Raw genomic sequence first — 12729 nt, forward strand, 5'->3', positions numbered from 1 at the left:
GCGTGAGCTTGGTCGGTAGCAACTTGATCGTCCCAGCGGGCGTGTCCAGCTTCACGGTCACGGTCGCGACAATTAATGACACGATTGTCGATAGTGCGTCACCAGAAACCTTGCCATTGGTAGTGGGCGGTGTGACAGGCAATGGTGGCATTATTGATGATGACCAACCAACGATTAGTACAGTGGTCAGTGGTGGTAATGTAGTGGAAGGGAATAACCTGACGTACACCGTGTCCTTGACATCGGGTACCACAATTGCGTCGACCTACGCCTATACCTTGGGTGGCGGTACAGCGACTGCAACGAGTGACTACAACACCGCCCCAACGTTCAGCAATGGCGTGAGCTTGGTCGGTAGCAACTTGATCGTCCCAGCGGGCGTGTCCAGCTTCACGGTGACGGTAGGAACAGTCGACGACACAATCTTGGAATCGGCGACAGCAGAAACGGTGCCGTTGGTGATAGCAGGTGTGACAGGGACAGGCGGCATTATCGATAACGACAAGCCAGCGGTTTCCACAGTTGAACCAGGCGCACCGGGTGTGGGTGACAATAATGTGGTCGAAGGTAATAACTTGACCTATACGATCACGTTGACAGGAACGACATCGAATACCTCGACCTATGCCTACACCTTGGGTGGCGGTACAGCGACAGCAACGAGCGACTACAACACCACACCGACATTTAGCAATGGTGTGAGCTTGGTCGGTAGCAACTTGATCGTCCCAGCGGGCGTGTCCAGCTTCACGGTCACGGTTGCGACAATTAATGACACGATTGTCGATAGTGCGTCACCAGAGACCTTGCCATTGGTAGTGGGTGGTGTGACGGGCAATGGTGGCATTATTGATAACGACCAACCTACAATTAGTTTGGTTGAGCCGGGCGCTCCTGGTGTTGGCGATAACAACGTGGTTGAAGGTGCAAACTTGATTTACTCAGTGACGCTGTCTTCAACCACGACGATTGCTTCGACCTACGCCTATGCCTTGGGTGGCGGTACAGCGAGTGCAACGAGTGACTACAACACCACACCGACATTCAGTAATGGCGTGAGCCTAGTGGGTAGTAATTTGATCGTGCCAGCGGGTGTCTCCAGCTTCACCGTGACGGTCGCGACGATTGATGACACGATTCTGGAATCTGCGACTGCGGAGACTTTACCATTGGTTATTGGTGGTATCACCGGTGCAGGTGGCATTTTGGATAATGAGAAACCTGCTGTATCGACTGTTGAACCGGGCGCACCTGGAGTGGGTGACAACAATGTGGTCGAGGGTAGTGACTTGGTTTACACGATTACTTTGGCTGGAACCACATCGAATACGTCAACCTACGCTTACACCTTAGGTGGTGGCACTGCGACGGCAACAAGTGATTACGCGACAACACCGACTTTCAGTAATGGAGTAAGTCTTGTTGGAAGTAATCTGATTGTCCCAGCGGGTGTGTCAAGTTTTACTATTACTGTGGCAACAGTTGACGATACGCTCTTAGAATCATCGACCGCTGAGACTTTGCCATTGGCGGTGGCAGGCATCACTGGTACAGGCGGCATTCTCGATAATGACAAGCCAACGGTGATTTCTGTTGAACCGGGTGCCGCAGGTACGGGTGACAATAATGTGGTCGAAGGTAATAATTTAGTCTACACAGTGAGTTTGTCAGCTGCAACCTCGAATGCCTCAACTTATGCCTACACTTTAGGAGGAGGTACAGCAACGGGAACCAGCGACTTCAACACGACGCCCACATTTAGCAATGGTGTTAGTTTGGTCGGAGGTAATTTGATTGTGCCAGTTGGTGTAAGCACTTTCACTGTGACTGTAGCGACAATTGATGACACGATTCTCGATTCAGCAGCGACAGAAACCTTGCCGCTAGTGATTTCAGGGGTAACGGGCGCTGGCGGTATTACTGATAACGAATTCGCACCAGTCGCCACCTCGAAAGCGATCACAATTACCGAAGATGCGGCTTCAGTTATAACAGGTGGCGGTAGCGTGAGCGGTGCAACTTATCGTTTGGGCTGGGCTGACTTTGGTATCACGGACGCGAACGCTGGGGATACGTTGAGCGTGAAAATTTTGACTGCCCCGACGGCCGGTGTTTTGCAGTTCTTTAATGGAATATCTTGGGTGAGTGCTGTTGGCTTGACGATCACTCAGGCTCAAGTGGTCGGGAATAACTTACGATTTGTTCCTGGTGCGAATGAGTCAGGTGATAGTAGTTTCGCGACACCAGGCGTCGGCAATAAGTTTAATGATTATGCAAACTTCACATTCCAAGGTGTGGATAATGGAGGAAATCTAAGTAATACCGGTACATTGACGATCGACGTTCGGCCAGTCGTGGACACCGCAACCTTAACTGTTACTAATGTTACGGCAAGTACGAAATTCTCTACATCTTGGGAAGCGACCGATGCAGGGATTGGTTTGACACAAGATCAATTAAATATCGATAACTCGTCGACTGGTGTGGATCAAACAATACTTAGTGGATGGACACGTATCGATACGCCAGATAATTATGGTGCAGGAAGCAATCGATTTGAAATATGGTCAACTGGCGACACGATGACATCACAAAGCGGCACGACACCCACAGTCAATGCCATGACTGGCAATGGGACCAATTGGCTTGAACTAAATAATGCAAATTCTATTGTTCAAACATTAGGGATCGAGCGAGCTGTCACAACGGTTGCTGGTCGTGCTTATGATCTAACTTTCGACTATGCGGGTCGCAACGGATATTCGAATGACTTTACTTTTATTACGGTGTTGGTGGATGGTGTCAAAGTGGCGTCCTATTCAAATATAAGTACACAAGGATCATTAAATTGGCAGAGTTTGAAATTTAGTTTCATAGGAACGGGTGGATCGCAGAATATCACGATCATCTCAGACGCAACACAGTATGAAGCGGGTGGTCGTGGTGCGATGATCGACGATATTGTATTGACCGAACGGCAAGGTGTGATCGCTGGCAACGCAGGATCGGGAAGTTTGACTCAACTTTCTTTGGCCACCTATGTTAGTGCGACTCTCGCCGATACCGATGGTTCCGAAACTTTGAGTTATAAATTCTCAAGTTTGCCTGCGGGATCAACGATCGTGACCGATGCCCATCCCTCTGGAATTGCTGCGGTGGGTGGCGTAGTGACTGTGCCGGCAATTGAGTTTGCCTCTGCTAAGTTGCAAATGTTGGCTAGCACGGTTGGGGATATTTCAATCGGGGTCACCGCGACGACAACAGAGACCGGTGGTACGACATTTACAAGCGCGTCACAAAATCTGAACTTCACCGTTCTGAATGGAATGAGTACTAACGGTTATAGTCAAGTAATTGGTAATGGTAATCCCAACACGATGAATGGAACTGTGGACAATGATTCGATGCTTGGTGGCGCTGGTAATGATTCTTTGGCTGGTGGTAGTGGTGCAGATATTCTTACTGGAGGCACAGGCTCGGACACCTTGACTGGTGGGGCAGGTGCCGATACATTCAAATGGGCTTTGAACGATAACGGAACGACAGGTGCTCCAGCAATTGATCAAATTACTGACTTTGGAAATGGTTCATTTGCAAGTGGAGGCGATCGCTTGGATTTACGTGATCTCCTAGTTGGCGAATCGAGCGCGACGCTTGACAAGTTCTTGCACTTTAACTGGGATGGCGCGAATACAACCGTGTACATCAGCACGAGCGGGGCATTTACTGCTGGCAACGTTGTTGCAAGCAATCCGACTAATGTCACTAGTAATGATGTTCAGCAAATTGTCATCGCTGGTGTGAATTTAACTACAGGATTCACGACAGACTTGCAACTCATTAACGACTTGATTGCGAAAGGGAAAATTGTCACTGACTAATTGACTTCAAGTTAGGAAGACCTATTCAACGTTTTTGATTTGGTGAAATCATGAGGTTGAAGATTTAAAAAAATTTCCCTCCAGAGATCGTTCGTACTCTGGGGGGAATTTTTTTAGGAATAGATTTTTCTGTGTCGCTCGTCTATCGAGCTACTAGTAGGCCAAAAGACAAAAAGAAGTTGCTACATCGCTGGCATTAAATGCTGGGTGCAGCTTGCCCTCATCGAGTAACGCGAAATTATTTTCGATTCTTGGGAGACTCAAGGAAATTGGAGGAAAAGAGGATCTGACTTCAATTGAATTCAGCCCCTCTTTTTAAGTGTTGTTGAATGGATTGTTGACGTGGAGTGATCGAGGTTGAGTCTTCAGGAATTTTCTGAAAAATCGAATGAGCTCAGCAAGCCCCGACCTATTTTCACTTTTCAAGAAGAGGGAATTGTCTACCCACCTCAGGCCCCGTTGCTGCATCGAGTCCGAGTTGACTCAGAGTTCTGAGTTCTGCTGGCGTTGTGACACCCTCCGCAAAGCATTGCAGAGCAAGTCGATGGACAATTGTACATACACCTTTGATGAACGCTTGGTTCCCTTCATTGCTATCAATATTGCGAACAAATCCACTATCGATTTTTACGTAATTCAATTTAAGATCGTGCAGCAAATTAATTTTGTCGAATTGACGCCCAAAATGTTCTAGTCCGAGATGGCAAGAAGTCGGTGCTAAGTCTGCATGGAATTGGCGGAAAGCGTCAATATTCGCGAACACGCCATTTTCAGGAACCTCTAGCCAAAGGTGTTTCGCTGCTGCTGGTTTGCTCGATAAAATCGCTCGCAGTTTGTTACGAAAATCGACGCTTTGAATAGATTGTGCCGATAGGTTGACAGCAATATCGATACTAGAATTTGATTTGCTTAGTTCGTCTAAGGCTAATTTAGCTGCGATCAGATCGAGCTTTTCAGTTAAGCCTAAACGTTCTGCAATCGGCAAAAAACGCGCTGCTGGAAACCATTCTCCACCAAACATAAGACGAAGGGCAGACTCTTTGTGCACGCATGTGCCATCATTTTTGATGACAGGGAAATAAGCTAGCTTGACCCAATTCTGTTCAATTGCGCGCAGGATGAGTTTGGACCATTCTTCTGCACTGCGGGGGGCGTGTTCAATGTTGAGTGGAGCAGATTGACGAACCTCGCTAACTCCCACTGCTTCAGCACTCGCAACAGCGGCATCGACTTGTGCGAGCAAACTGCTGGGTGCAATCCCAAAGTCGAAATGACCAAAACCAATCGATACGACAAATTGCTCTGTCGCGCTGACAAATATCTTCTGTATATCATTCAGTAATTTTTGTGCAATCGGCGCGGCGTCTTCGCGGCGGAATAATAGTGCAAAATCAGTACCATTTAACCGCGCAGCTAAACCATCATTGAGGTGTTTTTGATGGATAAGTAAGAGTTGTCCAACTTGCTTTAATAAATCATCTGTTTTATTTCGTCCTAATCCTTTATTGACAGCAGCAAGTCCACTTAGCCGGATGATAATCAAACTTCCCGACGGTGCGTTTTCTTCCTCAACACTAGCTTGTAATTGGCTAATGAAATGGGTGCGATTTGCTAGGCCGGTGGTTGCATCAGAATTTGCCTGTATTCGCAACGTTTCTAGTCGTTCTGCTTCTTCGGAGAACATCGACTTCAAGAGCAAAACTGTGGAATTCATCGCGGACGATAGCTGCTTTAACTCTGGAACTGTGGACTCCGGAGTAATGATAAAACGGCGTTCAGTCATACCTTTTGCTTGATCAATCACAGCGCGCAGAGGTTGTTTGATGCGACGTAAAATAAGTGCGCCTAAATAACATGCGATGAGCCCAGAAAAAGTAAGTGCTGCGGCCATTTCTTTCACTGATTGCCATAAGGTGGCGTAAGCACCACTACTGTGGCTCACGAGTGAAATTGTTCCTATCTGTTTCCATCCACTGCTTATCTGGGCCTGCCCAGGTGTCGATTGAATAGGAAATAGATCCCTGAACCATGAAGGGACATCAATTTGTTCATTGTTTGCACGTCTATCAATCAACGTCTTTCCATTTGGGTCGGTGACCTTGATGGAAGCGTAATGTCCATTGTCGAAAAGTGATGCGACGATTAATTCCAGTTCAACTGGTTCGATATTCTTTTGACTTAAGGACAATGCAAGTACTGTTGCATTGTCGGAATTTTTCATTCTCAGTTGTTCATTCAAGTACGCTCGGGAGCTCATCGTCGACGCAAACAAGCTTCCGACCAAAGCGATCAGTGTGCTAAGAATAATGGCGAACCAAAGTTGGCGGTACATCGACATGGTCATTCCTTTAATTATTTTGAATGCTTTCTCGAACTGTACTTCGAATAAAGCGATTCATTTTTCAATTGATACTAATACTTACTGTTTCTAAAGGCAGGTATTTGCCTAATCAAAACCTTCTTTTTTCGCGCGCTCGAGCAGATCCTGCCAACGCGATAGACGGCTGGTGCCACCAGGCCCTAAGGTGGCGTTGCTCGCCGCGCCTGCAAAAATACCTTGACCATTAAAACTAAAGATCGGCGATAGGTCTGTGCGTCTTGATGCAGGGCGAATATCTGTAATTAAATTATCTAGAATTAATGGTTCACCGTCCGCTGTCGGATAATATGCGAGCACCATGTGTGCCTGCGTAATAGCGCTGTTACTACCACCAATTCGTGCTTTGACGTAAATTAATCGCAGTTGCGTGTCGGGAATGTTGAGATTGCGCAAGCTAAAATATTTAGCAATCACGAAATCTTCGCAATCACCTTTTTTCTTCGAAAGACTTTCTAATGGTGTTGCCCAATAATCTGACTGTCCCCAAAGTTCTATGTCTTCCGTATAAATTAATTTCCTATTGAAAAATTGATTCACTCGCTGAAGTTTTTGATCTGTACTTGTATCAAGATTGTTGTTGATGAGATTCGTCCATTCACTGAATATTTGTTCATCGCCACCTAGGCTACGCATACTGATTCTCAATCGATCCCAATTGATACCATGAGACACAAAAGAGAGTAAGCCTAGCGCACAAAGCAAAGCGATCTTTGCGATCTGAATGGATGTGCGTCGACCGAAGAATGAAGCAGAGTGCAATCTGAGCTCGACTGTAGAATGTTGAGAAAACTGAACGCCTTGTGCCTTGCCTGTACTGAATGACTAAACGTTGATTGAAGTTTTCGTTAGCCTAACAATGCTGATAAACGAAGTAAACTACGTTCTTGCGATTCCATTCATTCTACAAGAAAATGCTTCTTGCGAGAAACATTCAATATCTTTGTTCCTACTTCAGTCACAAAAAAACCCGCTAGGGACGCCAACGGGTTTCTTTGAATTTAGCACCTCAAATGCGATTGTTTAGATCACCATTGTTTTGCTTTTGGTCCTGACACTGATTCATTAACAATCTGCCATTTTCCATTTGTTTCCTCCCAATAAAGTGTTTTTTGGAGGCTATCCTGATAATTTGCAGAGCGGTAATCTTGTTGAAAACTCGTTGTCGCGTGCTTGCTGTCTTGCATTGTAAATTTAATGTCTGACAGATCAAGACTAATTTTTTGCGCATTCATTAAGCGTGCACGCCGTGCTGTTTTCCATGACTCTCTCGATGTGTATTTTTGAGAATAGAAATTAAAGTAGGCGTCAGCATTCATATTTACCCAGGCATCGCGCCAGCTCTTCAATGAATTTAGAATCGCGGTGCGTGAAACAGCGACATGATCTTTCGTTGGTTCGCTTGCTTTTGCAACTGGGACATTATTTTCAAGCGGTGTTACTTTTGTGGTCGGCTTAATCGGCTCAAGATTAACTAGACCCTCCATTGCTCTTTGATCCAATTGTGCTTTATTGATCGTATAGATTTCTGGCGCTTCAATTGGGCAATTTGCTGCCGCAGCGTTGGCATTTGAGTCGAGTGATTTTAAACTTCCAGCACCATCATCGCGGCGCTCTAGTCCCAGAGCTGCATATAACTTGCCCATACCTGCTTGAGTTCGAGCGTAGGCTAGAAATAAGTCAATTTCTGCATTTGCGAAAGAGCGTTTAGCTTGGAATAGCTCATTTTCGGTATCCAATAAATCTAATAGTGAGCGCTGTCCGATATCAAATTGTTGGCGATAAGCATCGCGCGCCTTCTCAATCGAGAGTTGGTGTTGATCTAGGAAATTCAATTGCTCCGATAATTTCTTTGTATCGTTAAATGCTATAGCAACCGTTTGTCGAACATCGCGGCATGTTTTATCACGTAAATCGCGCGCCAAGTTCAACTGATTAGCCGCCTCTTGTACTCTTGCCTTATCCGAACCGCCGTTAAATATGTTCCACGACATGACGACTTCGGCTGTGTTGTTATTCGTTCGACCTGACACATAGTCAATATTGTTCCCACGCTCAGCTCGGGCTTTGAAATCGAGGCGTGGTTGATAAGCTGATTTGCGTGAGTTAACGCCAAAGTTCACAGATTCTATGTTTTCCAAGCTAGCCATGATTGCTGGGTTGCTGGTGAATGCGGTATTCAGCGCATCTTTGACTGAGCTAGGGCTTGCTTTGATTAAAGTACTCAGGTTTTCTAGGTCTTTTGCTGGCATCGCGCCCACTAAACGTTGGAAGCGCGCACTGACATCATGCAAATTCGATGTTTCCGTAACGAGATTTGCCTCTGCTAAAGCCAAGCGACCTGAAATTTGTTCAAGATCCACTCGGCGACTAACCCCGGCTTTTGACTTCGCTTGGATTTGCTCAAATACGGCACGATGACGGACGTAATTGTCCTCAGATAGACTAACCAATTTACGGAAACGAACCACGTCAGCATAGGCTCGAACCACTTCCAAAGTAATATTTTCTGAAGTGTCTTGAAGTTCAAAGAAACGAACCTGCTTGAGATGGTCCATTTGCTTAACTTGGCTGCTGGTTAAAAAACCGTCGTAAATCATTTGGTTTAAACTGATCGCAGTCGAATTCCGCGTCATTTCTGACTTGCCAAGGCGATTGTCTCGATTATCACGCCCAGCATCCGCGCTAACTGTGACGTTCGGAAGGTAAGCACCAAAAGCTGCGTCGCGGCTGGAACTAGTTGACTGGAAGGCGTGCCATTTAGCTTGAATTTCAGGGTTAGTGAGAATTGCCTTCTGAGCAGCTTCTTTGAGAGTCTGCGTTTGTGCCTGAGCCCAGACTGTCGTTGACGCTAAGCTAATTGCTAGACTAATTTGCTTTAGATTTAGTGACATGTTTTTCTCAAATAGTTCAAGATTAAGTTGATGCGAAAGATAGCAGAACATTATCGACAAGTACAAGAAATCCTTAGTGTATTAATGTCTATTTTTCAAAAGTTCACACATTCAATGCTGTGCGGCAACTTCAGTGAGACTAATTTACATGTCAATTCTTTGTGCTAATTTCCAACAGGGCTTCACGTGCTGCAGCAATGGTTGTTTTTATCACGGATTCAGAGTGGCTTGCTGAGACAAATCCAGCCTCAAATGCAGAAGGAGCAAGATATATGCCACGATCCAACATGGCATGAAAGAATTTCTTAAAACTCTCTGCGTCACACTGCATGACTTCCGCGAAACTAGTTGGTACATTCTTTGAGAAATAAATGCCAAACATACCACCGATGGCATCAGCGCAGAAATCAATACCCAGCTCTTGTCCTAAGCCATTCAAGCCATCTGTCAATAATTTGGTGTGATGGCTGAGCTTGCTATAAAAATCTGATTCTTGAATTAATTTTAACGTTGTTAAGCCACATGCAACCGCAACCGGGTTGCCGGACAATGTTCCAGCTTGGTATACGCCGCCAAGTGGGGCGAGGTGAGCCATGATGTCAGACCTACCCCCAAACGCGGCTACTGGCAAGCCTCCACCGATCACTTTACCCAAGGCAGTCAGATCAGGTTGAATGTTATATATTTCTTGCGCCCCACCTAGTGAGACCCGAAATCCACACATTACTTCATCAAAGATCAAAATACTACTGTGTTCAGTGCATAGTTTACGCATCGTTTCTAAGAATTGTTGCGTAGCACGTATCAGATTCATGTTGCCAGCGACGGGTTCGACAATGACACAGGCAATTTCACTACCAAATTGAGCGAACGCAGCCTCAAGTTGTTCGCAGTTGTTGTAATCCAACACCAATGTGTGTTTGGTAAAGTCATTCGGCACACCAGAGGATGTCGGGTTACCAAAAGTCAGTAGGCCGCTGCCGGCTTTTACGAGCAGTGAATCGGCATGACCGTGGTAGCAACCTTCAAATTTTACAATCTTGTCACGTTTCGTTGCTCCGCGTGCGAGCCGAAGTGCGCTCATCGTCGCCTCAGTGCCACTTGAAACGAGCCGCACCTGCTCAATAGAGGGAACGAGTCGACAGATTTCTTCTGCCATTAAAACTTCCGCCTCGGTGGGGGCGCCAAAACTTAAGCCAAGTGCAGCAGCTTCCTGAACCGCTTCGATAACACTTGGATGCGCATGCCCAAGGATGGCGGGTCCCCAAGATCCAATATAGTCGATGTACTGCTTGTCGTCGGCATCCCAAATATAAGGACCATTTGCTTTTTTTATAAAGCGAGGTGTTCCTCCTACTGAATGGAAAGCTCGAACTGGTGAATTGACACCACCAGGTGTGGAACGTTGAGCACGTTGAAATAAAATTTCATTGGATGACATACTAGGGTACTCGCTACAGAAATGAATTGAATGAATAGAATTAGGGGTAAAAAAGATTTTATTTTTGTGTTAAGTATTATCGTTTCGCCGGCATTGTCGATGTTTGTCTTTTATAAAAATAGCTTCAATCCGATATAAAGAACGCTCCGAAACCCTGGCATTTTTAGTGGAATAAATTGATAACTTTGTTTATTCTTCGATGTTTTCGAAGGAAGAGTGCCGATTACGCTTCTAAATATATTTCGAGAAAAATATAATGCTGATATTAACTCAACACCTATTTAAAGTCGTTATCTAAAAGGAATTTATTTCGTGGAATATAAAACAATGATGTGTTTGATTTGTGGTTGGATTTATGATGAGGCCGCCGGGATGCCAGAAGATGGAATTGCTCCAGGGACAAAATGGGAGGATGTTCCATTGAATTGGACTTGTCCAGAATGTGGCGCGCGGAAAGATGATTTTGATATGGTGCCGGTCTGATCGCAAGTTTGTCTAAGTCCCGGATTGAATGGCAAGGATTAGGGGATGGACTCTATTTTTGCTGAGGTTTTCAAAAGCAGACTCTGGAATTGTTGTTTCATCGTGAAGAAACACTTAAAAATTGGTGCAAGCTTGATAAATTTTGATACAGTGCGATGTAGTAAAAATTCTTCTACTCTGAGATAGTCACATGTCAACTTCCATTGGTAATGAAAATTTAAGAATTATGGTAATCGATGACAGTAGTACTATCCGTCGATCTGCCGAGATTTTTTTGGGGCAAGTTGGATATAAAGTGGTTTTGGCAGAAGACGGGTTTGATGCATTGGCAAAAATCAATGACACGCACCCACATTTGATTTTCTGCGATATTTTGATGCCCCGATTAGATGGCTACCAAACTTGCGCTCTGATCAAAAAAAGCGCCAAGTTTCGTGACACGCCAGTCATTATGCTGTCTTCGAAAGACGGCTTGTTTGATCGGGCGCGCGGTGCCATGGTCGGTTCGGAAGAATATCTCACTAAACCGTTTACAAAGGATAGCCTCTTAAAAACGGTGCGTAAATATACCTCTGAGGCAATTTCAAACACTATTTAAAAAAACTTTTTCGAGGTTGAAAATGGCAATACAAAAGATTTTGATCGTTGACGATTCTCCAACGGAGCGTTATTTCCTCACCGATATTTTGGTAAAGAACGGATTTTCAGTTTCAACAGCAGAAAATGGTGAAGATGCGCTTACCAAGATTAAGGCAGATAAACCTCAATTGATTTTGATGGATGTGGTCATGCCAGGTCAAAATGGATTTCAAATCACTCGTGCGATTTCCCGTGATCCTGAAACGCAAGACGTCCCTGTCATTATTTGCACCAGTAAGAATCAAGAAACGGACAGGATTTGGGGGTTACGCCAAGGTGCTCGCGACTATTTGGTGAAACCGATCGATCCGCAAGAGTTACTGGCGAAAATTGCAGCACTTGGTTAAGTGATTGAGTTTATGACAGAGAAATCGAGTGAGAAGTTAGTCGTTCAGGAAACAGAAACAGGAGTTTCCGCATCAGTGGGAAGACGTGCGCGTCTACGTGATTTTCAGTCACAATTGATGGAACGCATGCAGGCGGCAAAGGCGGGCTCACACGTACGAGCTAACCAGCTTGGCGTCTTAATAGGCAAGCAACGTTACTTAATCGATTTGCGCGAAGCCGGTGAAATCGTGACTTCGGGCAATTTAACAAAAGTGCCTTTGACCAAACCGTGGTATTTGGGCTTATCAAACGTGCGGGGTAGTTTGACAAGCGTTATTGACTATTCACTATTCGAGGGAAATGAAGCAACTTTTCTCGACGCATCGTGCCGTGTTCTGGCATTCTCGAATTCTCTGTCATTCAATAGTGGATTATTGGTTTCTAAGGTCCTCGGCTTGCGAAATGCCGATGAGATGGATTTGATCGATGAAATGGCAAGTTCAGATGAGCCTCAAATTGGGGCGAGAAAGCCTTGGGTATTGAATCGATTTATTGATGCAGATGGACATATTTGGTCGCAATTAAGCTTGTCGTTGCTGGTGCAAGATCAGGAATTTTTGCATATAGGCTTGTAAATAAAAAAAGAAGTGTTTGACGGATAAGTAAAACTGAAAAAGCCTCGCTTTT

Annotated in this window: 9 protein-coding genes; 5 read left to right on the forward strand and 4 right to left on the reverse strand. The window is 45.2% G+C overall.

Features of this window, described 5'->3' with window-relative positions; genetic code table 11:
- On the forward strand, positions 1-3881 hold a 3881-nt coding region (locus KDM90_RS07795; protein WP_212675060.1), incomplete at its 5' end, for a beta strand repeat-containing protein.
- A gap of 415 nt (positions 3882-4296) precedes the next feature.
- On the opposite strand, the gene KDM90_RS07800 is transcribed toward KDM90_RS07795, so the two are convergent.
- From KDM90_RS07800 to hemL, 4 genes are all read right to left on the reverse strand, one after another.
- Positions 4297-6219 (reverse strand): bifunctional diguanylate cyclase/phosphodiesterase, encoded by a 1923-nt coding sequence (locus KDM90_RS07800; RefSeq protein WP_212675061.1) that lies wholly within the window; start codon positions 6217-6219, stop codon positions 4297-4299.
- 108 nt (positions 6220-6327) lie between these two features.
- A complete protein-coding gene (locus tag KDM90_RS07805; protein WP_212675062.1) occupies positions 6328-6894 on the reverse strand; it encodes a transglutaminase-like cysteine peptidase in 567 nt (188 codons plus the stop codon).
- A 392-nt stretch (positions 6895-7286) separates the two neighbouring features.
- Positions 7287-9152 (reverse strand): TolC family outer membrane protein, encoded by a 1866-nt coding sequence (locus KDM90_RS07810; protein ID WP_212675063.1) that lies wholly within the window; start codon positions 9150-9152, stop codon positions 7287-7289.
- A 151-nt stretch (positions 9153-9303) separates the two neighbouring features.
- On the reverse strand, positions 9304-10593 hold the full coding sequence (gene hemL, locus KDM90_RS07815) for a glutamate-1-semialdehyde 2,1-aminomutase (protein WP_212675064.1): 1290 nt from the start codon (positions 10591-10593) through the stop codon (positions 9304-9306).
- Between the two features lie 312 nt (positions 10594-10905).
- On the opposite strand from hemL, the gene KDM90_RS07820 reads away from it, so the two are divergent.
- The 4 genes from KDM90_RS07820 to KDM90_RS07835 all read left to right on the forward strand — a co-directional run bounded on the left by KDM90_RS07820 (position 10906) and on the right by KDM90_RS07835 (position 12677).
- Positions 10906-11076 carry a rubredoxin gene (locus KDM90_RS07820; protein ID WP_189344643.1) on the forward strand — a complete coding sequence of 57 codons (171 nt, stop codon included), beginning with the start codon at positions 10906-10908 and terminating at the stop codon, positions 11074-11076.
- Between the two features lie 190 nt (positions 11077-11266).
- Positions 11267-11674, forward strand: a complete 408-nt coding sequence (locus KDM90_RS07825; protein ID WP_212675065.1) for a response regulator — start codon at positions 11267-11269, stop codon at positions 11672-11674.
- Positions 11675-11696: 22 nt separating this feature from the next.
- The gene (locus KDM90_RS07830) at positions 11697-12062 is read left to right on the forward strand and encodes a response regulator (protein ID WP_186943644.1); all 366 of its coding nucleotides are present in this window, start codon (positions 11697-11699) and stop codon (positions 12060-12062) included.
- Between the two features lie 12 nt (positions 12063-12074).
- Positions 12075-12677, forward strand: coding sequence for a chemotaxis protein CheW (locus tag KDM90_RS07835; RefSeq protein WP_212675066.1), 603 nt, complete (start codon positions 12075-12077; stop codon positions 12675-12677).
- Positions 12678-12729: the final 52 nt, after the last annotated feature.

Origin of the sequence: Affinundibacterium fentianense (genome assembly GCF_018139545.1) — a bacterium.
In the GTDB taxonomy this organism is placed as follows: Bacteria; Pseudomonadota; Gammaproteobacteria; order Burkholderiales; family Burkholderiaceae_D; genus Undibacterium; species Undibacterium fentianense.